Genomic DNA, 23,338 nt, shown 5'->3' with positions numbered 1-23,338 from the left:
TAAAGTGGAATATTTTTGCGAAGAAGGGTTGACGAGCTTTGCAGGTGTTTTGCCCGTCGGGCAAAATCTCGTAGCCCGGATGGAGCGAAGCGCAATCCGGGGTACTTGCCACAAGCGACGCCGGCCCCGGATTACGCTTCGCTCCATCCGGGCTACGGGCTAACCCAAACGTCCTGCCTAGAAGCCCCGCAACATCTGTTTACATTCAGCAACATTCGGGCTGCCGAAAGGCCACGATCCCTAGGCTAGTGGTTCCCGTCTCGTCCTGCACCTCCGCCCTGCTTCCGGCGCCGAGCCACTGGATTTCAGCCGATTTGATGCCGTCACACTTGTTCGTCGTAGTCCCCGTGTCATCCGCAAAGGAGAATGAACATCCGCCGTCCAGCTTGTCGCGCACGGTTCTTTCGGGCGTCGGATCAGTTTGCCTGGCGCTGATGCTGGCCGGCTGCGCAGTCGGCCCGGACTATGCCGGGCCACCCAGGCTGGACTTGCCTTCGCACTGGAGCACCAGGACCGTTTCGCGACGGCAGACCGGCACCCTCGATCGCTGGTGGCTGCGCCTGCGCGATCCCCTGCTCAACCGGCTGATCGAGCAGGCCGTCGAGGCCAACCCCGATGTCGTCAAGGCAAAAGCGGTCGTGCGCGAGGCGCGCGCGACGATCCAGCAAACCAGCGCCGGCCTGTTTCCGTACGTCAGTAGCACGGCGTCGGTGACGGACAACAAGACCAGCTCGGGCTCGGCCTCGGCCGTCGTCGACAGCGCGCCCTATACGCTGCATCAGGGGAGCTTCGATTCGAGCTGGGAGCTCGACCTGTTCGGCGGCACGCAGCGGAACATCGAGGCCGCGGTGCGCGGGGCGCAGTCGGCCGACGAAGATTTGCGCAACAGCCTCGTCACGCTGATCGGCGACGTCGCCGCCTATTACGTCGAGGCGCGCGGCTATCAGGCGCGGATCGCGCTGGCGCAGCGCACCGCCGCCTCGCAGCGCGACACCGAAAAGCTCACCCGCAGCAAATACGACGCCGGCAGCGGCAACGCCGTCGATCTCGCCAAGGCCACCGCGCAGGCCGCGAGCACCGAAGCCAACGTTCCGACCTATCAAGCCGCGCTCGCCGCCGACATCCACCGGCTCGGCATCCTGCTCGGGCGGCCGCCCGGCGGCGTCGCTTCGCTGATGGCGAGATCCGCGCCCGTGCCGGCGCCGCGCATGCCGCTGCCGACGGGCCTGCCCGCCGATCTCCTGATGAGCCGCCCCGACGTTGCCAGCGCCGAGCGCAAGCTGGCGCAGGCGACCGCCAAGATCGGCGCGGCCGAGGCCGACCGCTACCCCGCGGTGTCGCTGACCGGCTCGGTCGGCACCTCGGCGCTGCGGGCCGGCGATCTCGCCAAATATTCCAGCGTCAGCTGGTCGGTCGGCCCTTCCGTCACCGTGCCAGTGTTCGACGCGGGCAAGCGCATCGCCACGGTCAGGATCGCGGAGGCGCAGCGCGACCAGGCGTTCGCGACGTTCCATGCGACCCTGCTCACCGCGCTCGAGGACGTCGAGAACGCCCTGGTGTCGCTGTCGCAGGAACGCGTCCGCACCGGCAAGCTGACGGAGGCGGCGAAGAACTACCGCGAGGCTGCGAAGCTGTCGCGATCGCTGTTCGAGACCGGCAGCGCCAGCTTCATCGACGTGCTCGACGCGGAACGCTCGCTCTATTCGGCCGAGGATTCGCTGATCCAGAGCAAGGTGTCGGCGGCCAAGGACTACATTTCGCTGGCGAAGGCACTCGGCGGCGGCTGGGCCGATCCGGTCGACGTGTCGACGCCTGTCATCGTGGATGGCAATACAGGACCGCATATGCGGGAGACGTTGAAGTGACCGAGATCATCACCGTCAAGCGCGTGAAGATCGCCGCCGCCCTGGCCGCCGTGGTCGCGACCGGCATGGTGCTGGCGACACGCTCTCCGGGCACGTCGAGCAAGGCGCAGTCCTACATCACGGCGCCGGTGACGATCAGCGATCTGCGCGAGGAAGTGCTGGCCAGCGGCACGCTCAAGCCGGCGCGGCTGACCGCCGTCGGCGCCCAGGTGTCGGGCCGGATCACCACGCTCAACGTCCGCGTCGGCGACACGGTGAAGGCCGGCGACGTCATCGCGCAGATCGACCCTGTCACGAAGCAGAACGATCTGCGCAACTCGGAAGCGTCGCTGAAGAACTACCGTGCACAGAAGGACGAGAAGGAGGCCGCGCTGGTGCTGGCCGAAGCCAACCTTGCACGCCAGCAGGCGACCCTGGCGCAGCGCGCGACCTCGCGCAGCGATTTCGACAGCGCGGATTCGACGGTGCGCCAGACCCGCGCCCAGATCGCCGCCCTGGAAGCGCTGATCGTGGGCGCCGAAGCCAGCGTCGAGACGTCGCGCGTCAACCTCGAATACACCCGCATCACCGCGCCGATCGACGGCACGGTGCTCGCCACCGTCGTGCAGGAAGGACAGACGGTCAATGCGGTGCAGTCCGCGCCGACCATCGTCGTGCTCGGCCAGCTCGAGACGATGACCGTGCGGGCGGAAATTTCCGAGGCCGACATCGTCAAGGTCAGGCCGGGCCAATCGCTCTACTTCACCATCCTCGGCGACCAGGACCACCGCTATGAAGCCCGGCTGGAGCAGATCGAGCCGGCGCCGGAATCGATCAAGACCGACGCCAGCTTTTCCTCGACCACGACGTCCTCGTCCAGCTCGAGTTCATCGAGCTCGACCAGCACCGCGATCTACTACATCGGCGTCTTCAACGTCCCGAACAAGGACTATGCGCTGCGGACCTACATGACCGCGGAGGTGCACATCGTCACCGGCGAGGCCAAGCGCGTGAAAGTCATTCCGGCGCTGGCGGTGATGCGGAAATCCGACGGGCGCAGCACGGTGCGCACGCTTGCCGCATCGGGCGACGTGCGCGAGCGCGAGGTCAAGACCGGCCTCAACGATCGCACCATTGTCGAGATCAGGTCCGGCCTCGACGAGGGCGAACGGGTCGTCACCGGAGAGGCCAACGAGCAGACCGCATCGCGCGGCATGCAGGGCGGTCCGCCGGGAGGGGGAGGTCCGTGACATGACCGATCCGATCATCGATCTCCAGAACATTCGCCGCGAATTTGCGGCCGGCGACACCATCGTGGTGGCGCTCGACGATCTGTCGCTGAGCATCCAGCCCGGCGAGATGGTTGCGATCATCGGCCAGTCCGGATCAGGCAAATCGACGCTGCTCAACATCCTCGGCTGCCTCGATCGTCGGACATCGGGGACCTACCGCGTCGCCGGCAAGAACGTCTCCGAGCTCGATGCGGACGCGCTGGCGGCGCTGCGCCGCGAGCATTTCGGCTTCATCTTCCAGCGCTACAATCTGCTCGGCGACCTCTCCGCCACCGCGAATGTCGAGATCCCCGCCGTCTATGCGGGCCTGAAAGCGCGCGAGCGTCGCACGCGCGCGGACCGGCTGCTCGTGCGGCTCGGCGTCGGCGACAGAGGCGGTCATCGTCCGAACCAGCTCTCCGGCGGCCAGCAGCAGCGCGTCTCGATCGCGCGCGCGCTGATCAACGGCGCCGAGGTGATCCTGGCGGACGAGCCGACCGGCGCGCTCGACCGGCGCAGCGGCGAAGAAGTCCTGAAGATCCTGAAGGAGCTGCACCGCGAGGGGCGCACGATCATCATCGTCACCCACGATGCCGATGTCGCCGCACGGGCCGAGCGCATCGTCGAATTGCGGGACGGCAAGATCGTGTCCGATCGCCGCACCGACGGCACAGCCGCACCAGAGCCGGCAGAAGCGATCGCCCGAACCGCATGGGAGAGCGGCGACGGCTGGGCCGGCGCCCTGGGGCGATTGCGGGAAGCCACGCGGATGGCGCTGGTCGCGATGGCCGCGCACCGGCTGCGCGCGTTCCTGACCATGCTCGGCATCATCATCGGCATCGCCGCGGTGTCGTCGGTGGTCGCGCTCGGCAACGCCTCGCAGCGCAAGGTGCTGTCCGACATTTCGAGCCTCGGCACCAACACGATCGAGGTGTTTCCAGGCAAGGACTTTGGCGATGCGCGCGCCGGCAAGATCAAGACGCTGGTGCTGGACGATGCCCGCGCGCTCGACCGGCAGGACTTCATCGCCGGCGTCACGCCGACGGTGTCGACCAGCACCACGGTGCGCTATCGCGGCAACGAATCCAACGTGCTGGTGAACGGCGTCGGTGAAAGCTACTTTCAGGTCAAGGGTGCCAAGCTCGCGAAGGGCCGGCTGTTCGATGCCGACGCCGTCCGCAACATCGAGCGGCAGGCCGTCATCGACGAGAACACCCGCAAGACCTTCTTCGCCGACGACCAGACCGCTGGCGTCGGCCGCGTGATCTGGCTCGGCAAGGTGCCTTGCCGCATCGTCGGCGTGATCGCGCAGCAGCAGGGCGGATTTGGCTCGAACCAGAACCTGTCGGTCTACCTGCCCTACACCACCGTGCAGGCCCAGTTCACCGGCGACCGGTCCCTGCGCAGCGTGCTGCTCCGGATCAGCGACGAGGTCTCGACCAATCTGGCGCAGGACGCGGTGACCACGCTGCTGACGCAGCGGCACAACACCAGGGATTTCGTCATCCTCAACACCGACGATATCCGCCGCACCATCACCAGCACGACGCAGACGCTCGCCTTCCTGGTGGCGGCGATCGCAGTGATCTCGCTGGTGGTCGGCGGCATCGGCGTCATGAACATCATGCTGGTATCCGTCTCCGAGCGGATCAGCGAGATCGGCGTCCGCATGGCGGTGGGTGCCAGGCGGAGCGACATCCTCCAGCAGTTCCTGGTGGAGGCGACCCTGATCTCGTCGATCGGCGGCATCGCCGGCATCCTGATCGCGGTGCTGCTCGGCGTCGCCATCAACCTGGCTGCGCCGGGATTCCAGGTCACTTATTCCATGTTTTCGATCGGCGCGGCGTTCCTGACCTCGACCGGGATCGGGGTCGCCTTCGGCTTCTTCCCCGCCCGCCGCGCCGCCTTCCTCGACCCCGTGGTGGCGCTGAGCCGTGACTAACCGTAGGATTGCACCATGACCGCTATTCTTCGGACGCGACAATCGTCCGCAAATCAACCAACGATCGACGCCCCCGATGCGATCTCGACCATGACCAACGGCATACCGAACATCCTGATCGTCGAGGACGACCAGCCCACCCGCGATCTCGTCGCGCGCTATCTGCGCGAGCATGCGTTTTCGGTCGGGGCCGTCACGAACGGCAAGGAGATGGACCGCTATCTGTCGCAGAACCGGGCCGACCTGATCGTGCTCGACCTGATGCTGCCGGGCGAGGACGGCCTCAGCCTCTGCCGCCGGCTGCGGATGGAAACGACGACGCCGATCATCATCCTCACCGCCAAGGGCGAGGATCTCGACCGCATCCTCGGGCTCGAAATGGGCGCCGACGACTATCTGTCGAAGCCGTTCAACCCGCGCGAGCTGCTCGCCAGGATCAACGCGGTGCTGCGCCGGCAAACGAGCGGCCTGACCGCGGCCTCCACCGTGACGCGGCTGAAATTCCAGGGCTGGATCATCGATCTTCGCCTGCGCGAACTGCGCAACCCCGAGGGCGCGCAGGTGCCGCTGACCAGCGCCGAGTTCGACCTGCTGCAGGCCTTCTGCGAGCGGGCCGGCCGTGTTCTCGCGCGCGACAGCCTCTTGAGCATGACGCGCGGCCGTCCCGGCGGAAGCTTCGGCCGCAGCATCGACGTGCTGGTCAGCCGGCTGCGCCGCAAACTCGACCGGACCGAGGGCACGTCCGTGATCAAGACCGTGCGCACCGGCGGCTACGTCTTCACGCCGGTGGTGGAGGAAGCATGAGCCGCGCCGCCGACATCGCGGCGCTGTTCGGCCTCAGGCGGATCAGCGGCCAGATCGCGGCCCTGGTCCTGGTCTCGCTGATCCTGATCCACGTGCTGATCGCCGGATATTTCCTGCTCAACCGGCCGCTGCTGCTGGCGAACAGGCCGATCGAGCAACTCGAGCTGATCGCGCAGATCATCGACAACACCCCCAGGGCGGAGCGCGCCATCGTGCTCGACAGCGTCCGCCGGACCTATCCGGCGCTGAAGCTGCAATTGCGCGAAGGCGTGTCCGCCTCGCCTATGCCGAAGCGGTCGCCCATGAACATCCCCTCGCCGCTCGCCGGCAGGATCGATCTCATTCGCGGCGCGACCTCCGAAGAGAACCGCATCTGGTTCGATCTCGGCAACGACGACATGCTCGAGGCCACGATCGGATCATTCAAGATGCCGGCCTTCGCCAGCGGCCTGTGGACCTCGACGCTGCTGTTCCTGGTGGCGAGCGTGACGCTGCTCGGCGTCTGGGCCGGTCGCGCGCTGTCCTCGCCGCTGTCGGCCTTCGCGCGCGCCGCGGAGAATTTCAGCCTGAACCGGTCCTCGCCCCCGCTGCCCGAAAACGGGCCGGAGGAGATCCGATCCGCGGCCAGGGCGCTCAACCGGATGCGCGAGCGCATCACCGCGCTGATGAACGACCGGACGCGCATGCTCGCGGCCATCAGCCACGATCTGCGCACGCCGATCACGCGGCTGCGGCTGCGCTCGGAATATATCGAGGATCCGGCGCAGCGCTTGCAAACCGTGCGCGACCTCGACCAGATGCAGTCGATGCTGGAGTCCGTGCTCACCCTGCTGCGCAACGAAAGCACCGTCAAGCCGACGCTGGTCGACGTCGCGGCGCTGCTGCAAATGGTCTGCGAGCAGTTCTCGGATTCCGGATTTGCCGTGACCTATTCCGGCCCCGACCGGGCCGCCTTCGTCCTGCGGCCGGACGAGATCATCCGCGCGGTGACCAACCTCGTCCAGAACGCTACGCGTTTCGGAACCCGGACCGACGTCCTGCTGTTGCCCTCGGGGGATCAGCTCGTCATCGACATTTCCGACGATGGACCCGGCATCCCCGATGAAAGGAAGGCGGCGATGCTGGAGCCCTTCGTGCGCGGCGAGGAAGCCCGGACCATGGACGAGACGGCGGGCTTTGGCCTTGGCCTGTCGATCGCGCAGGCGATCGTGACGACCCATGGCGGGACGCTCGAGCTGCTCGACAACGCGCCAAAGGGCCTGCGTGTCCGCTTGCAGCTCCCTGGCGGCCCTTGCGACAATCCGGGCGCGTCCCGGACATAAAGACGCGGCAATCCCGAGGTTTGTCTGTCCGCCCCGCCTCTGCTTCTTCCGGAGTTCCCATGCATTCTGCCGACCGGCCGGCGACGCGCCTTGCGACGCGGCTCGCCTTCCTCGTCGCGGGCTTCGGCATCGCCTGCTGGGCACCGCTGGTGCCGTTCGCGAAAATGCGGCTCGGCGTCGACGACGGCGTGCTCGGACTGCTGCTGCTCAGCCTCGGCATCGGATCGGTCGTCGCGATGCTGCTGACCGGAATCATGAGCGCGCGCTACGGCAGCAAGCCCATCATCATCGCCGGCGGGCTCGGTCTGTCGCTGGTGCTGCCGCTGCTGGCGATCGCGGGTTCGCCGGTGACGCTGGCGCTGGCCCTGTTTGCCTTCGGCGCCGCGCTCGGCTCGATCGACGTCGCCATGAACATTCACGCGGTCGAGGTCGAGCGCGACGCCGGCCGCCCGCTGATGTCGGGTTTCCACGCCCTGTTCAGCATCGGCGGCTTCGCTGGATCGGCGCTGATGACCGCGCTGCTTTCGCTGCAAACAGGCGCGCTCGCCGCGACGCTGATCTGCTCGGTGCTGATGCTGATCGCGATGCTGGTGGCCTGGCCGCGGCTGCTTCGCTCGGTGCAGGTGACGGAGGGGCCGCTGTTCGTGCTGCCGCACGGCTCCGTGCTGCTGCTGGCGCTGCTCGGCGCCATCACCTTCCTGGTCGAAGGCGCGATGCTCGACTGGGGCGCGCTGCTCGTGATCGGCGCGGGCCTCGTCTCCGAGGCGCAAGGCGGGATCGGCTACATCGTGTTCTCGGTCGCAATGACGATCGGGCGGCTCGGCGGCGATGCCGTCGTCGCCCGCGTCGGCGATCGCACGACGTTGGTCTGGGGCAGCCTGGTTGCGATCGCGGGCTTCGTGGTGCTGCTCACGGCGCCGGTTGCGGCGGTTGCGATCGGCGGCTTCCTGCTGATCGGCCTCGGTGCATCGAACCTCGTGCCGGTGCTGTTCCGCCGGGCGGCGCGGCAAACGGTGATGCCGACGGGGCTCGCCGTCGCGGCCATCACCACCGCGGGCTATGCCGGCATCCTGATCGGCCCCGCCGGCGTCGGCTTCGTCGCGCGTCTCGGCGGATTGCCGACGGCGTTCTGGCTGCTGGCCGCCCTGATGGGCCTCGTGACACTGTCGGCGCGCACCGTCACGCGCAACGACAGCTGAGCGGCCTCACAGATTGCTCAAACCGATCGACTTGATCACGGGCGCCAGGCTTGCCGTCGTCGCATCGACGATGCGCTGGAATTTGTCGGGGCTCGAATCGCTGTCGGGCTCGAGGCCCTGGGCGCGATAGCTCGCCAGCAGCGCCGGATCGGACATCGCCAGCCGCGTCGCCCGCGCGATCCGGTCGATGATCGCATCATCGGTGCGTCGGGGTGCAAAGATGCCGAACCATCCCTCATAGCGCAGATCCGGCAGGCCGGATTCGACGGCGGTCGGAATATCGGGCGCACCGCTGAGCCGCTTCTCGGTGGTGACCGCCAGCAGCCTGATCTTGCCGGCCTCGCTCAGCTCCTTCAATTGAACGGACATCACACCAATGACGAGCGAGATCTGGCCGCTGACGAGGTCGTTGGCTGCCTGGGACATCCCCCGATAAGGCACGTGGACGATGTCGAGTGCGCCCGCCTGCTGCTTGAAGGATTCGCCGACCAGATGGTTTCCGGTGGCGATGCCGGGTGTCCCATAGGATAGCTTTCCCGGATTGGCCCTGGCGTACCCGATCAACTCGCGCAGGCTCGTGACCGGCAGCGACGGATGCACCGCGAACACCAGCGCGCTGCTGATCAGGCGGTAGATGGCGCGGAAGTCGCTGACGGAATAGCCGGGATTCGCCGAGGTCAGGGGAATGATGACCTGCGTGCTGCCGTTGCCCAGCAGCAGCGAGTAACCGTCGGGCTCCTCGCGCGCCACCGCCGCAGTGCCGATCGCACCGCCGGCACCGCCGATATATTCGACGAAGGTCGGCCCGAGCAGCGACGACATCTTGTCCACCCAGGGCCGCCCGATCTGGTCCCCCGCTCCGCCGGCGCCGTAGGGATGCACCAGCCTGATCGGGCGCGACGGATAGTCGGCGGCTTGTCCGTGGCGGGGCAGTGCGGCCAGCGCCGCTGTGCCCGATAACGCATGGACGATCTGTCGGCGCGAGAAGGACGGCATGTCACAATTCCGGAAGTCGGTGGTCATCGTCGAGGCGGGACCGGCTCCCGGACCATCCAATCGCAGCAATCGGCCACGACCGTCAATGCGCCGCCTGCCCAGAACGGAGGCGCCATCGCCGCGCCGCCCCCAGCTAAAACCTTGTTTTTAAATCAAAATTTTGACGAACCACCGCCGAGCCAAGCGATCTGCGCAGGGCTGGCAGCCATGCTGCTTTCGGCCAGTTTACTGTACGCTTCGTTCTGATAGACCAGAACGAAATACCTTTTGACTCCCGTCGAGGGGGCAATGGCGCGTGCCAGCTCATAATAACGAAGACTCGGCCATTTCTTTTGGGCCATTTCGACTGTTTCCAAAGTCCCGGCTCTTGGAAAAGGAGGGCTCGCCGCTCCATGTCGGCGGCCGTGCGCTCGATATTCTCATCTTTCTCGCCGAGCGCCCCGGTGAAGTCGTCGACAAGAGGGAGCTGGTCAAGCGCATCTGGGCCGACGTCAATGTCGACGAGGGCAGCCTTCGCTTCCACGTCGCCGCGCTGCGCAAGGCGCTCGGCGATACCGGCAAGTCGGCCCGCTATGTCGTCAACGTGCCCGGACGCGGCTACTGCTTCGTCGCCTCGTTCGCGCAAGCAACTCCACCGGCCGCGCAGCCGACCGTCGACGTCCTGCCGCCGCGCTCGCTCCCCGCGCCGCTCTCGAAGATGGTCGGGCGGGAGGAGATCGTCGACAAGATCGCGAACGGACTTTCGCTCCATCGCTTCATGACCGTGGTCGGCCCGGGCGGCATCGGCAAGACCGCCGTCGCCGTCACCGTCGGGCATCGCCGTTCCCAGGATTTCGGCGGGCGCGTCTTCTTCGTCGACTTCGGACCGCTGAGGGATGCCAGCCACATCGCGACCACCGTCGCCTCCGCGCTCGGGCTGACCATCAGCGCGGAGGATCCGACGCCGGCCCTGCTGACATTCCTGAAGACCGGCCCCAGCCTGCTGATCTTCGACAGTTGCGAACATGTGCTGGATGCGTTGGCGCCGCTGGTCGAGCGCATCGTTCGCGAAGCGCCGCAGCTTCGCGTGCTCGCGACCAGCCGCGAATCGTTCCGGAGCGAAGGCGAGCGCATCTTCCGGCTGTTCCCGCTGGATTGTCCGCCCGAGCGCGAGGACCTCAGCGTCGCCGAAGTCCTCACCTACCCCGCAGCCCAGCTCTTCATCGAGCGCATCGCGCAGAGCTCGGGCCCGTTCCAGCTCAGCGCCGAGGAGGCCCCGCTCGTCGCAAACATCTGCCGGCGCCTCGACGGCATCGCGCTCGCGATCGAGCTCGCCGCGGGCCGCGTCAATGCCTACGGCATCGCCGGCACGGCCTCGCTGCTCGACAGCCGCTTTTCGCTGCAATGGCGCGGACGGCGCACCGCCGTGCCGCGGCACCAGACGCTCGCCGCCGCGCTCGACTGGAGCTACGATTTGCTGCCCGCCGCCGAGAGCGCCACCCTGCGGCGACTGTCGGTGTTCGCCGGCCCCTTCGCGCCGGAGGCGGCTGCCGCGATCGCGGCCGGTGACGGCCTCAGCGCATCGGAAACGCTGGAGGCGATTGACAGCCTGGTCACCAAATCGCTGATCGCGCCGTCCGGCGCACGGACGCTGCGCTATCGGCTGCTCGACACCACCCGCAGCTACGCCCATGGAAAGCTCAACGAGCTCGGCGAGACCCGGCAGTTCGCCCGGCGCCATGCCGAGCATTTCCGCGATTTCTTCGCGCGTGCCGAGGCCGACACATCGACACCGCTGCTGGAATGGCTGGGCGTCTATGGCGCGGAGCTGGACAATGTGCGCGTGGCGCTGGACTGGGCCTTCGGGCCCGACGGCGACGCTGCGCTCGGCATCGCGCTGACCGCCGCCGCGGTCACGCTGTGGGTGCGTCTTTCGCTGTTCGCCGAATGCCGCGAGCGGTCGCGAACGGCGCTCGCCGCGCTCGGAGACAGCGGCGGCGACGACCGCATCCGCATGCAATTGCTGTCAGCGCTCGGCTGGTCGCTGATGTATGGCGAGGGCCGCGCGCGCGAGGCGCGTCCGATCCTCGAGACGACTCTCGATCTCGCCGACAGGCTCGACGACAAGGATTTCCGCCTGCGCGCGCTCTGGGGCCTGTGCATCGACCAGTTCAACAACGGGCAGTTCGGCAAGGCGCGCGCACTGGCCGATCGCTTTGCGAGCGCGGCGGCGAACTCTCCCGACAAGACAGACCTCATGCTGGGCGACCGGCTGATGGCGGTCGCGCTGCACTATCTCGGCGACCAGAACGAGGCGCGGCTGCGGATCGACCGGGTGAACGCCTCGCTGCATGTGCTGGCGGAGAAGCCAAAGATCTTCCCGCTCGATCTCAGGATCTCGACGCAATATTTCCGGGCCCGCATCCTGTGGCTGCAAGGCCTTGCCGACGAGGCCCAGGCGCTCGCAGCGAGAAACATCGAGGAAGGCCGCGCCAACGGCCACGCCCTGACCTTCTGTAGCGTGCTCGGACAGGCGGCCTGCCCGATCGCATTCTGGTCCGGCGATTTCGAGGCCGCCGAACGCCACGGCACCGAGCTGCTCGAACACACCGAGCGTCACGCGATCAGGCTGTGGGGCCTGTGGGCGCGCGCCTTCAACGCCGCGGTCATCGCCAGGCGTGGCGACCTCGCGACCGGGCTGCCGCAGCTGCGCGAAGAACTCAACCGCGCCGGCGATGCCCGCTTCCTGCCGCGCTTTCTTCCTCTCCTCGGCGAGCTCGCCGCGTGTTCCGGCGACGCCGACCAGGTCGATCGTGGCCTCGACGTGATCGAGGACGCCCTATCCCGCTGCAATGACCGGCAGGAGTTGTGGTATCTGCCGGAGCTGATCCGCATCAAGGGAGAGTTGATGCTCAGGAGCGCGCGGCATTCAGACGGCGCCGAAGCGCACTTTCGCAACGGCTTGGACATGGCCGCCCAGCAGGGCGCGCGATTCTGGGAGTTACGCAATGGGATCAGCCTCGCACGCCTGATGAGCGGGGCTGGCCAGAGCGCGGACGCTCTGGCGGTTCTGGAGAATGTCTCCGGGGCATTCACTGAAGGCGCCGACATCGCCGACATGCGCGCCGCGCGCGAGTTGATCGCGCAACTGCGGAACTGACCGCACCTGATGCGCTCCAGAGCTCCGTTCCGATGGAATCGGAACGGAGCTCTGAATTCTCTTCCTGACGCGTTTTCTTTACGCGAACCGGCATCCACTTCGCTCGAAAACGCTCTAACCCCCCACGGCCGCCGCGCGCCGCGGCAGCTTCCAGTCGGGGCGGATGAAGTGACAGGTGTAGCCGTCAGGATAACGTTCAAGATAATCCTGATGCTCCGGCTCGGCCTCCCAGAACTCACCGGCGGGCGCGACCTCCGTCACCACCTTGCCGGGCCACAGGCCCGAAGCCTCGACGTCGGCGATGGTGTCTTCGGCGACCCGCTTCTGCTCGTCGCTCGTATAGAAGATCGCGGAGCGGTAGCTCGTGCCGAGATCATTGCCCTGGCGGTTGAGCGTGGTCGGGTCATGGATCTGGAAGAAGAACTCCAGCATGGTCCGAAAGCTGGTCTTTGCCGGGTTGAAGGTGATCTCGATGGCTTCGGCGTGGCCTTCGTGGTTGCGGTAAGTGGCGTTCTTCACATGCCCACCGGTGTAGCCGACGCGGGTGGAGATCACGCCCGCCTGCTTGCGGATGAGATCCTGCATGCCCCAGAAACAGCCTCCGGCCAAAACTGCGCGCTCTGTCGTCATCTGATGCTCCATTCGTTTGGTCGAGATTTATTCAGCGCTGCTCCGCGGCCGCATGCAAGCGCGGATCATCATGTTCATCGTGATATTCGAGGCCCAGCGGCCCGATGGCCGAAACCTGCGTGACGTATTCGCCTGATTTCGCCCAGTGAAAATGCCAGGTCTCGCCGGGCAGCACGATCACGCTGCCCGGCGGATAGGCCTTGACCTTGTCGCCGTCGAAGCGCTCGCCGAGCCCGATATAGAACACACCGGACATGACCGTGTAGATGCGGTCCTCCGGATGCTTGTGCGGCATCAGCCTGGTGCCGCCGGGCACCTTCACCCGGACCACATAGGGTCCGGGCTCGGAGGGGTGACCGACCATGACGGCAAGGCGCGCGCCTGATGGGAACGCCGGGAACGGCTGCCACGCGATCTCCTCGGGCAAGATCGCCCGGAATCTGTCTTCATCCGGCTGATGTTGGCGAGGCAGATCCTGACGAGCCATGGCACCGCTCCCTGTGTTGCCTCAACTCAACTTGGCGTCGAGCGTGATCTCGGCGTTGAGCACCTTCGACACCGGACAGTTCTTCTCGGCCTCGCCGGCGATCTTGGCAAACCCGGCGTCGTCGAGGTTCGGCACCTTTGCGCGCAAGGTGAGCGCCGACTTGCTGATCTTGAAGCCCTTGCCTTCCGGCTCGAGCGAAACCGCGGCTTCGGTCGAAAGCTCGGTCGGCGTGAAGCCGGCAAGCTGAAGGCCGAAGGCGAGCGCCATGGTAAAGCAGCCGGCATGGGCGGCGGCGATTAATTCCTCGGGATTGGTGCCCTTCTCGTTCTCGAAGCGGGTCTTGAAGGAATAGGGCGTCTCAGCGAGCACGCCGGATTCACTCGAGATATGGCCGGTGCCGTCGCGACCGGTGCCCTTCCAGACTGCTGTTGCCTTGCGGATCATTTCAATTCTCCATGTTTGAGTTCAGCACCGGCGCTCGGTACCGAAGGAAAGCGACATTGGCACGACCGCCTGTCGCCATTCCAACCGGCCGAACGCCGCAGCGGTTCCCTCAAGTCCCGCTCCGATGAAATCGGAACGGGACTTGATTCCTGTTTTGACGCGTTTTCTTCACGCGAACCGGCATCCACTTCGCTCGAAAACGCTTTAGCTCCCGATCTGTCCCACATGGAAGCCAAGGCGGTTCTCGACATCGCCGGCGCGATGGAAGCCGCGCGTCATCAGCGCTTTGATCCGGTTCTGGCTGGCGGGGCGGCCGAGCGAGGCCAGGAACGCATCCCATTCCGGCTTGATCTCGGCATCCGGCGGCAGGCTCGCGACATCGACGAGGCGCTTGGTCTCGGCGATGGCGTCCTTGTCGAACGACGCGATGCGCATCGCGAGCGCCTCGACGAAGCCGTCGAGCTCGGCATCCGGCAGCGACCGGTTCACATAGCCGTAGCGTTCGGCGAGGTCGCCATGGATATCATCCGCGCCGAGCAGCACTTCGAGCGCGCGGCCGCGCCCCATCAGGCGCGGCAACCGCGCCATCGGCCCGCCGCCGGGCACGAGGCCGGCACCGACCTCCCACTGCGACAGGATCGCCTTCTCGCGGCTCGCAAAGCGCATGTCGCTGGCAAGCGCAAGCTCGCTGCCGACACCCGTCGCACGGCCGCGGATCGAAGCGATCGAGACGACAGGCGCGCGGCTGAGGCGGACCAGCATGTCGGGCAGCGCCTGAAGGCCGGTCGGCCCGGGCGGGATGCTCAGAGAGTCCTCCAGTGGCGCGAGAAAGTCGTAATGCGTGATGAAGAAGCCTTCGACGGCGCTGTCGAACACGACGACCTTCACGTCCGGATCGGACTCGATCGCAGTGATGACGTTGTCGAGAAGCGGAAGCTGCCTCGGGCCGAAAATATTCACAGGCGGCATGTCGAAGGTCACGCGCCAATAGGTCGGCAGGCGGCGCTCCAGGCGGATCTCGTCGGTCGTGAAGGTACGTTCGGGGCGGTTCATGGTCGAACTCCTGATGTTGGCGGAAGAGAGGGACACGCAGAAGCGCGCGTCCCGGGGGCTTAGATCGACTGGCGTAGCGGACGGAAGGCGCTGCGCACTTCAGCAGAGAACAGCGCGGGCTGCTCCCAGGCCGCGAAGTGACCGCCCTTGTCGAGCCGGTTGTAGTGCATCAGCTTCGGATAGGCCTTCTCGGCCCAGCTCCGCGGCGCGGCGTAGATCTCGTCCGGGAAGACGCTGACGGCGACCGGGATCTTGATGTGCTTGGGCTCGAAGAACACCAGCTTGTTTTCCCAGTACAGCCGCGCCGACGAGACCGCGGTGTTGGTGAGCCAGTAGAGCGTGATGTTGTCGATCACATCGTCCCGCGTCAGGCCTTCGGTCTTGCCGTCGAACACCCTTGCGATCATCGCCGCGCTGCGCGCATCGTGATCGAGCATCCAGGACGCCAGGCCCGCGGGCGAGTCGACCAGGCCATAGAGCGTCTGCGGCCGGTTCGACATCTCGATGGCGTAGCCGAGGCCGTGCTTGTAGAAATCGTCGAGCTGGTCGTAGGCGATGCGCTCCTCAGCCGAGAGATTGGCCGGCCGTGTCCCGCCGGGCTGCAGCGCCTTGGCGATGTCGTCAGGCACGGTGGCTGGCATATTGGTGTGGATCCCGAGCAGTTCCGGCGGCGCGATCACCGCCATCTGCTCCGTCACCGCATTGCCCCAATCGCCGCCTTGCGCGACATAACGGTTGTAGCCGAGCCGCTGCATCAGCACGATCCAGGCGCGCGCGATGCGCTGGGGATCCCAGCCGAGCGATGTCGGCTTGCCGGAGAAGCCGTGGCCGGGGAGCGAGGGGATCACCAGATCGAACGCGTCGGCAGCCCTGGCGCCGTGCGCAGTCGGATCGGTGAGCGGGCCGACGATCTTCATCTGCTCGATGATGGAGCCCGGCCAGCCATGCGTGACGATCATCGGCAGCGCGTTCTCGTGGCGGGAGCGCACGTGGATGAAGTGGATGTCGACGCCGTCGATCTCGGTGACGAATTGCGGCAGCGCGTTCAATCGCGCCTCCATCTTGCGCCAGTCATAGTCGTTCTGCCAGTAGCGCACGAGCTGCTGAACAGTCGTCAGCTGCACGCCCTGCGACTGGTCGGCAACGATCTCGCGATCCGGCCAACGCGTTGCCGCAAGACGCCGGCGCAGGTCGAGCAGATCCTCCTTGGGCACGCCGACGTGGAACGGGCGGATCGCGCCGCTCGCCGCCGCCTTTGCCGGACGCAGCGGCAGCAGGCTTGCAACACTGGCGGCAACCGCGGTCATCGCGGCCTGGCCCAGCAATTGGCGGCGGTCGGGGTTGAGGATGTCGGCGCGAGCGTGCGTGGTCATGGTGGATCTCCCTTGCTGTGGCCGGTGATATCGGTCGAACCCGAAATCAACGCCTCGTTCGTGATGCAAGGAGATTGGCGCAGGCATCGTCGATTTGCTCGTTATGGGTTGTTAGACCGCGTTAGCCGTTGCGAGTCCGTGCGATGCAAGACATCGAGCGACAATTAGGATACGCGCGGCGCAGAAACGGCGCGGCGCGCGATGGATTGAATCATCGCGCGCCGTACCGACTGATGCGTTCTTGTTTGCGAGGGCTGTTCAGGCCGGCAGCGGCTGGCCGGCCTGTTCACGCACGATGTAGTCGGCGTACCAATCCGCCCAATTTTCGTCGTGTCCTCCGGTCCGCTTTTCGTGCTCGCCATGCGCCACCGCCGCGCGGCGCAGTGCAGCGGCCAGATCGACCTGCGACGCGAATGTCGTGCCCTCGCCTGCAATGCGTCCCGGCAGTCGCGTGGTGACTTCCTGGAACAGCCAGCCATTACCGTCAGGATCGCTGAACGAGGCAAATGAGCTGTAGCTGCCGCGCTTGGGATCGGCACCGCTGACGCGGATGCTGCCGAACAGATACGGCTCGTCCAGCCCGGCGTGAACATCGCCGGCACCGTGGAATGGCTGGCTCACCTCAATGCCGCGATCGAGCAGATCCCGTCGTGCCGCCTCCAGATCGGAGACGATCAGATACAGACCTCGCGCCGAACCGGGCGCTGCCGCCGTGACGTTCGTGCCGAAGATCACCGAACAGGCCGATCCCGGCGGCGTGAACTGGATCACGCGCCATTCGCCGCCCGAGGCAAAATCGGCGTCCAGTCGCCAGCCGAGGCGCGCATAGAACGCCTTGGCCCGATCGACATCCGATACCGGAATGACGACGACCTCGAGCTTCAGATCAACGCGACGCGATGTCGAAGGCCTGACCGCGGCGTCGCGGTCGATTTCGAGCGTGGCCATGTCGAACTCCCTGAGTTGAGATTGAGATGGATTTCACGCGGCGGCGGGCATCACGATGGTCACCCGCGTGCCGGCCGGCCCGGCCTCGCCGTGCAGCCGCGCGTGGACGCTGCGTGCGAGCCCTTCGAGGATCCGGCTGCCGGTGCCCTGGAGCGGAGCGGTCGCACCGACGCCGTTGTCGGAAACGGTGCAGACCCAGCCGCCGTCGCGGCTGGCGATTTCGATGCGGATCAGCGCCCCGTTCCTGTTCGGGAAGGCGTGCTTTGCCGCATTTGTCACCAGTTCCGTCAGCATCAGCGCGAGCCGATGACATTGCGAGGCCGGCAGCGCGCCGCTCTCGATCGCGGCTTCGCAGCGGATGCCCGCCGGTTCCAGCACGGCCTCGGAGATCGCGCCGCAGAGATTTTCGAAGAAGGCCCCGACCGAGACCGTCGATTGATCGTCGCTGTCGGAGAGGAGCTGATAGAGCCTGCCGAAAGCGACGATGCGCCGCTCGAACCGGTCCACCGCAACCGAGACATCCTTCGGACCTGCCCGCGTAAAATCGCGACGGACTGACGCACCCAGCAGCGTCAGCGTGTTCTTCATGCGGTGATGGGACTCCCGCAGCACGAGTTCCCAATCCCGCGACTGATCGTCAAGACTGGCGACGAATTGCGATCGAACCGCGCTGCCGTCCTGCATGGAGCCGATGGCGGACATGATAGCCTCCCCGTTGGAATAGGACTTAACTTGAAGCCCATACTGGATGCGCCGGCCGCCTTTTGCTCGTTAGACGTTGCAAGATTTTGTTATGATCGGCGACATCACACGTTCGCAGCCCGCACTTTCGCCGTGACGGTCAATCCCACTGACAGATTGTCGCGGTCGCGTCGTAAACTGCTCGCGTTTAAGCAAAATTCGCGATGCTATTCCTCGCGCGCCCGGCGATGGCCACGCGATTTCGCCACTTTCGGTCAGTTTACTGACGAGCTCTGATAGACCAAAGTACAGACGTTAGCACTTTCTGGAAGCATTGCCCCGTGCCGGACACCAACGACCAGGATTCGGCGATCGCCTTCGGACCATTCCGGCTATTCGCAAAGTCGCGGCTGCTGGAGAAGGACGGCGCCCCGCTTCACCTCGGCGGCCGCGCGCTCGACATCCTGATCTTTCTCGCCGAACGCGCCGGCGAGGTCGTCGACAAGCGGGAGCTGATCAAGCGGGTCTGGGCCGACGTGACCGTCGACGAAGGCAGCCTGCGCTTTCACATCACGACGTTGCGCAAGGCCCTGGGGGATGCCGGCGAAGGCTCGCGCTACGTCGTCAACGTCCCGGGGCGCGGCTATTGCTTCGCCGCCCCGCTGCTGCGCTCCGCGCCGCTGCAGAGCCGGAGCGGCCTTCCGGTCGCCTCGCCGCGCTCGCTGCCTTCGCCGCTTGCGAAGATGATCGGGCGGGACGACGCGGTCGAGAGGATCTGCGCCGAGCTGGGTCTGCATCGCTTCGTCACAATCGTCGGCCCAGGCGGGATCGGCAAGACCTCCGTCGCTCTCGCCGTCGCGCATCGCGAGCTCGCGGCCTTCGGCGGCCAGGTGTGCTTCGTCGATTTCGGCGCGTTGACGGACGCCCGGCTCGTTCCAGGAACGATTGCGGCAGCCCTCGGCCTGACCGTCAGTTCCGACGACCCGATGCCCGGCCTGCTGACGTTCCTGCACAGCCGGCGGACGCTGCTGGTCTTCGACAGTTGCGAGCACATCCTCGACGAGCTCGCGCCGGTGGCCGAGCGCCTCGTCCAGGAGGCGCCGGAGCTGCATATCCTCGCCACCAGCCGCGAATCCTTTCGCTCCGAGGGTGAGCGCGTCCACCGGCTGTTTCCGCTGGATTGCCCGCCGGAGCGCGACGGGCTCTGCATTGCCGACATCCTTGCCTATCCTGCAAGCCAGCTCTTCGTGGAGCGCATTGCCGAGAGCCTCGGCGAATTCGAACTCAGCGAAGAGGACGCGCCGCTCGTCGCCGACATCTGCCGGCGGCTGGACGGCATCGCGCTCGCAATCGAGCTCGCCGCCGGACGCGTCAACGCCTATGGCATAGCGGGAACCGCCTCGCTGCTCGACAATCGCTTCTCGCTGCTGTGGCGGGGACGGCGCACCGCGGTCCCGCGGCACCAGACCCTGAGCGCCGCGCTCGCCTGGAGCTATGATCTGCTGCCCCCTGCCGAGAGCGCGACACTGCGCGGATTGTCGGTGTTCGTCGGGCCGTTCACGCTGGAAGCCGCCCTTGCCGTCGCATCCGGCCAGGGCATCGGCGAACCCGAGGCGGTCGAGGCGATCTCGAACCTGCTCTCCAAATCGCTGATCGCGACCTCGCCCGCGGAGCGGCGGCTGCGCTATCGCCTGCTCGACACGACGCGTGCTTTCGTGGCGGAGAAGCTGGTCGAGAACGGCGAAGCGACCCGCGCCGCGCGCGCGCATGCCGAATATTTCCGCGACTTCCTGCGCGACATCGCGCTCAAATCCTCGGGGCTGCAGAGCGCGGGCGGTTTCCTGCCCTATGCCGACCATTTGCCCAACGTCAGGGCCGCGCTGACCTGGAGCTTTTCGGACCATGGCGAGCGATCCGTCGGCGTGGATCTGGCGGCCTCGGCGGCGCAGTTCTTCCTGGAGCTGACATTGCTGACGGAGTGCTATCGCTGGACGCAGCAGGCCCTGGGCGCTCTCGACGCGGGCCCGGTCGACAGCCGCCAGGAAATGATCCTGCAAGCTGCGCTCGGCGTCTCCGTGATGTTCACGCAGGGAAATACCGAGGCTGTCCGCTCGGCATTCACGCGCAGTCTCCAGCTTGCGCGCGAGCTCGAAGACCTGCACTGGCAGCTCTGGCTGCTGCGCGGCCTGCACATTTACCTGACCCGGGTCGGAGATTTTCACGGCGCGCTTGGAACCGGCGAACAGGGCGAAGGCGTTGCGCGGAAGCTGAACGATCCTGCTGCGGCGCTGAACGTGGAGTGGATGCTGGGCGTCGCGCATCATCTGATCGGCAACCAGGACAAGGCGGTGCAGTTCTGCGAAAGCGCGATGGTGCACAACCCCGGCTCGCAGCGGCTGAACATCGGCCATCTCGGCTATGACGACCGCATCGTCGCATTGGTGGCGCTGGCGCGGGGGCTCTGGCTCACCGGCCGGCCCGATCGCGCGATCGAGGCGGCCAGATACACGGTGCGCGAGGCCGAGCTGCTCGAGCAGCCGCTCACGCTCGGCATTGCCCTGATCTGGACCATCTACGTTTTCCTCTGGGTCGGCGACTGGGCCAGCGCCGAAATCCTGATAGAGCGGCTGATCAATCACGCCGAGCGGCACTTTCTCGGCCCCTATCACGCCGTCGGCATCGGCCAGAAGGGCGAGCTGCTGCTGCGCCGCGGCGACGTCGCGGGCGGGATCGAGCATCTTCGCCGCAGCCAGGCCACGCTGTACGCGACGCGGCACCGGATCATGACCACGGTGTTCGCGACGGCGCTCGCGGAAGGTCTCATGGCGCAGAACCAGTCCGACGAGGCGCTGCGGACGATCAATGAGGCCATCGCGGAGGTCCCCGACCCCGGCGAATCCTTCGACATGCCGGAAATGCTCAGGGTCAAGGGCGACATCCTGATGCGGTCGGGCAACGCCGCGGAGGCCGAGAGCTATCTCCGCAAATCGCTCGATCTGTCGCGGCGGCAATGCGCGCTCGGCTGGGAGCTGCGCGGGGCGATCAGCCTCGGACGCGTCTGGCAGCAGGCGGGCCGGACCGGCGATGCGCGCGCCCTGCTCGCTCCTCTCCTCGCGCGCTACCAGGAGGGCTCGCAGAGCCGCGATCTGGCCGCCGCGACGGGACTGCTGGGCGCGCTGAATTGAGAGTATCTTCAACGAGATACCGCCATCCCGCCCGCTCGCAACTCCTAACAACTTCTAACACGCCAAGCCGTATCGGCCCCGCCATGGTGGTGGCACTTCACGGCGGATATGGCGGGATATGGCTCTTCTTGACGATGTGATCGATGCCAGCGGCGGTTTGGCCCGCTGGAACAGCTTGGACCGGTTCACGCTCCATCTTTCCGTCGGAGGAACATTGTTTTCCAGCGCCGGACACGCCAGGGAATTCAAGGACGTGACCGCGGAAGGCTCGACCCGGACGCAGTCGGTCCGCTTCACGGGGATCACCGGGGGAGAACATTCGGGCTCCTTTCAACCGGATGCGATCACAATCGAAAGCCCTGATGGCGCGGTGCTGCGCAGCTGGCGCAACCCGAGCCTTGCATTCCCCGAGGCCGGCCCTCCCGTGCTTGCGGACGAATTGCATCTCGTCTTCTTCTGCGGCGTCGCGATCTGGAATTATCTCACCAGCCCGTTCCTGCTCGCTCATCCGGATGTCGTGGTCGAGGAGCTGGCGCCATGGCGCGAAAACGCCGAGACCTGGCGGCGGCTGCGGGCGCAGTTCCCGCCGCACCTGATCACGCTGGCGCCCGAGCAGATCTTCTATTTCGACGAGAACGCGTTGCAACGGCGGACGGATCACGACCTGTTCGGAATGACGGTCGCACATCATTCCTGGGCCCATGACAATTTCAGCGGCATCGTGGTCCCGACGCTGCGGCGCGCGCAAACGCTGCGGCCCGATGGAACCGTGATCGCCAAGCCCGTGCTGATGGACGTCGAGATTTTCGACGCCGTGTTCGAGTAGCAGCGGCAACGCGCGGCCCTCGCAACGTCTAACACCACATAACGCGCCAACGGCCCAACCTGGGTGCAGATTACTTTTGCGAGCTGCGAACGAACGCAGCCGCTCGGCGAAGACTTACACCGATGCGCCCCACCACGAGGGAGCGCGTCATTCGGCAAACGCAATCAAGGAAACCGTGTCATGAAAGTATTGATGGTTATCACTTCCCACGACCAGCTCGGCAACACCGGACGCAAGACCGGCTTCTGGCTCGAAGAGCTTGCAGCCCCCTACTACGTCTTCAAGGATTCCGGTGCGGAGATCACGCTCGCATCGCCCAAGGGCGGCCGTCCGCCGCTCGACCCCAAGAGCAACGAACCCGAATTCCGCACCGACCTGACCGTTCGTTTCGAGAAGGATGCGGCCGCGGAGGCCCAGCTCGACAAGACCGTCCGCCTCGACAGCGTCCGGCAGGAAGACTTCGACACGCTGTTCTATCCCGGCGGCCATGGACCGATGTGGGATCTCGCCGAAGACCGGAATTCGGTCAAGCTGATCGAATCCTTCCTCGCCGCCGGCAAGACCATCGCGGTCGTGTGTCATTCGACCGGCGCGCTGCGTCACGTCAAGACGCCCGACGGCAAGCCGCTGGTGCAAGGCAAGGAAGTCACCGGCTTCACCAACGGCGAGGAAGAGGACGTGGGCCTGACCAAGATCGTTCCCTTCCTGGTCGAGGACGAGATGTTGAAGCTCGGCGCCGTGTTCTCGAAAACGGCGAACTGGGGCGTGCACGTCGTCAGCGCCGGCCAGCTGATCACGGGCCAGAATCCGCATTCGTCGGGGCCGGCCGCGCAGACGCTGCTCGCCGCCTTGAAGCAGAAGGGCAAATCGGCTGCCTAGGCAGCGCATCGGGCGACCGGTCAATCTTCCTGGCGCGGTCGCCCACTTCTCCCGGTGAAGGCTCTCAATGTGTCGAAGGTCGTAACGATATGAACATGCCAACCTTGGTGATCTGCGCGGCGGCCCTCGCCAGCACGATTGTACAGGCTTCGGCGCAGGATCTGCGATCGAGCCGGCGCTCGATCAGCTATCACACGGTTGAGATCCGGGGCCTCAAGATCTTCTATCGCGAGGCAGGTCCCGCCGACGCGCCGACCGTGCTGCTGCTGCACGGCTTTCCCTCCTCGTCGCGGATGTGGGAGCCGCTGCTGCCGC

20 protein-coding genes are annotated in these 23,338 nt (G+C 66.2%); 11 read left to right on the top strand and 9 right to left on the bottom strand.

Translation table 11 applies throughout. The features are described 5' to 3' along the window. Positions 1-434: 434 nt before the first annotated feature. The 6 genes from PMI42_RS28410 to PMI42_RS28385 all read left to right on the top strand — a co-directional run bounded on the left by PMI42_RS28410 (position 435) and on the right by PMI42_RS28385 (position 8,382). A complete protein-coding gene (locus PMI42_RS28410; protein WP_008140756.1) occupies positions 435-1,865 on the top strand; it encodes an efflux transporter outer membrane subunit in 1,431 nt (476 codons plus the stop codon). Beyond that, complete coding sequence (locus PMI42_RS28405) at positions 1,862-3,094, top strand: efflux RND transporter periplasmic adaptor subunit (RefSeq protein WP_008140753.1); 1,233 nt, start codon at positions 1,862-1,864, stop codon at positions 3,092-3,094. The genes PMI42_RS28410 and PMI42_RS28405 overlap by 4 nt, the downstream gene beginning before the upstream one ends. 1 nt (position 3,095) lies before the next feature. After that, complete coding sequence (locus tag PMI42_RS28400; RefSeq protein ID WP_008140750.1) at positions 3,096-5,057, top strand: MacB family efflux pump subunit; 1,962 nt, start codon at positions 3,096-3,098, stop codon at positions 5,055-5,057. Between the two features lie 90 nt (positions 5,058-5,147). Continuing rightward, positions 5,148-5,861: a response regulator gene (locus tag PMI42_RS28395; RefSeq protein WP_035966902.1), complete on the top strand. Its 714-nt coding sequence runs from the start codon at positions 5,148-5,150 to the stop codon at positions 5,859-5,861. Then, positions 5,858-7,183, top strand: a complete 1,326-nt coding sequence (locus PMI42_RS28390) for an ATP-binding protein (RefSeq protein ID WP_008140745.1) — start codon at positions 5,858-5,860, stop codon at positions 7,181-7,183. The genes PMI42_RS28395 and PMI42_RS28390 overlap by 4 nt, the downstream gene beginning before the upstream one ends. A 59-nt stretch (positions 7,184-7,242) precedes the next feature. Continuing rightward, the gene (locus tag PMI42_RS28385; RefSeq protein ID WP_008140743.1) at positions 7,243-8,382 is read left to right on the top strand and encodes an MFS transporter; all 1,140 of its coding nucleotides are present in this window, start codon (positions 7,243-7,245) and stop codon (positions 8,380-8,382) included. A 6-nt stretch (positions 8,383-8,388) separates the two neighbouring features. Here PMI42_RS28385 and PMI42_RS28380 read toward each other — a convergent pair whose 3' ends face one another. Both PMI42_RS28380 and PMI42_RS39760 read right to left on the bottom strand, forming a co-directional pair. Next, on the bottom strand, positions 8,389-9,378 hold the full coding sequence (locus PMI42_RS28380) for a Bug family tripartite tricarboxylate transporter substrate binding protein (protein ID WP_008140741.1): 990 nt from the start codon (positions 9,376-9,378) through the stop codon (positions 8,389-8,391). Between the two features lie 152 nt (positions 9,379-9,530). Beyond that, complete coding sequence (locus tag PMI42_RS39760) at positions 9,531-9,719, bottom strand: hypothetical protein (RefSeq protein WP_008140738.1); 189 nt, start codon at positions 9,717-9,719, stop codon at positions 9,531-9,533. Between PMI42_RS39760 and PMI42_RS28375 the strand changes: the two genes are divergently transcribed. Continuing rightward, positions 9,674-12,517: an ATP-binding protein gene (locus PMI42_RS28375; protein WP_035966900.1), complete on the top strand. Its 2,844-nt coding sequence runs from the start codon at positions 9,674-9,676 to the stop codon at positions 12,515-12,517. The two genes, PMI42_RS39760 and PMI42_RS28375, sit on opposite strands and share 46 nt — an antisense overlap. A 114-nt stretch (positions 12,518-12,631) precedes the next feature. Here the strand turns inward: PMI42_RS28375 and msrA are convergent, their stop codons facing one another. From msrA to PMI42_RS28340, 7 genes are all read right to left on the bottom strand, one after another. Further along, positions 12,632-13,147 (bottom strand): peptide-methionine (S)-S-oxide reductase MsrA, encoded by a 516-nt coding sequence (gene msrA, locus PMI42_RS28370; RefSeq protein ID WP_008140734.1) that lies wholly within the window; start codon positions 13,145-13,147, stop codon positions 12,632-12,634. 31 nt (positions 13,148-13,178) lie between these two features. Then, on the bottom strand, positions 13,179-13,634 hold the full coding sequence (locus PMI42_RS28365; protein ID WP_008140731.1) for a cupin domain-containing protein: 456 nt from the start codon (positions 13,632-13,634) through the stop codon (positions 13,179-13,181). Positions 13,635-13,655: 21 nt separating this feature from the next. Next, positions 13,656-14,078, bottom strand: coding sequence for an OsmC family protein (locus tag PMI42_RS28360; RefSeq protein ID WP_008140729.1), 423 nt, complete (start codon positions 14,076-14,078; stop codon positions 13,656-13,658). Positions 14,079-14,282: 204 nt separating this feature from the next. After that, entirely contained in the window at positions 14,283-15,131 is an 849-nt protein-coding gene (locus tag PMI42_RS28355; RefSeq protein WP_008140727.1) for an enoyl-CoA hydratase/isomerase family protein, read from the bottom strand. Positions 15,132-15,190: 59 nt separating this feature from the next. Beyond that, positions 15,191-16,504: an epoxide hydrolase family protein gene (locus PMI42_RS28350; RefSeq protein WP_008140724.1), complete on the bottom strand. Its 1,314-nt coding sequence runs from the start codon at positions 16,502-16,504 to the stop codon at positions 15,191-15,193. Between the two features lie 258 nt (positions 16,505-16,762). Next, entirely contained in the window at positions 16,763-17,452 is a 690-nt protein-coding gene (locus tag PMI42_RS28345) for a VOC family protein (protein ID WP_008140722.1), read from the bottom strand. Positions 17,453-17,485: 33 nt separating this feature from the next. Next, positions 17,486-18,154 carry a sensor histidine kinase gene (locus PMI42_RS28340; protein WP_008140720.1) on the bottom strand — a complete coding sequence of 223 codons (669 nt, stop codon included), beginning with the start codon at positions 18,152-18,154 and terminating at the stop codon, positions 17,486-17,488. A gap of 320 nt (positions 18,155-18,474) precedes the next feature. Here PMI42_RS28340 and PMI42_RS28335 point away from each other — a divergent pair, with 320 nt between their 5' ends. The 4 genes from PMI42_RS28335 to PMI42_RS28320 all read left to right on the top strand — a co-directional run. After that, positions 18,475-21,318: an ATP-binding protein gene (locus PMI42_RS28335; RefSeq protein ID WP_008140718.1), complete on the top strand. Its 2,844-nt coding sequence runs from the start codon at positions 18,475-18,477 to the stop codon at positions 21,316-21,318. A gap of 118 nt (positions 21,319-21,436) precedes the next feature. Continuing rightward, positions 21,437-22,144 carry a hypothetical protein gene (locus PMI42_RS28330; protein ID WP_035966897.1) on the top strand — a complete coding sequence of 236 codons (708 nt, stop codon included), beginning with the start codon at positions 21,437-21,439 and terminating at the stop codon, positions 22,142-22,144. A gap of 180 nt (positions 22,145-22,324) precedes the next feature. After that, the gene (locus PMI42_RS28325; protein ID WP_008140715.1) at positions 22,325-23,023 is read left to right on the top strand and encodes a type 1 glutamine amidotransferase domain-containing protein; all 699 of its coding nucleotides are present in this window, start codon (positions 22,325-22,327) and stop codon (positions 23,021-23,023) included. 95 nt (positions 23,024-23,118) lie between these two features. Continuing rightward, positions 23,119-23,338, top strand: a 220-nt coding sequence (locus tag PMI42_RS28320) for an alpha/beta fold hydrolase (protein WP_502692733.1), incomplete at its 3' end; no start/stop codon positions are given.

Source organism: Bradyrhizobium sp. YR681 (assembly GCF_000282615.1).
Taxonomy (GTDB): Bacteria; Pseudomonadota; Alphaproteobacteria; order Rhizobiales; family Xanthobacteraceae; genus Bradyrhizobium.
The sequence above is the reverse complement of the archived record's forward strand: the minus strand, read 5'-3'. Positions and strand labels throughout refer to the sequence as shown.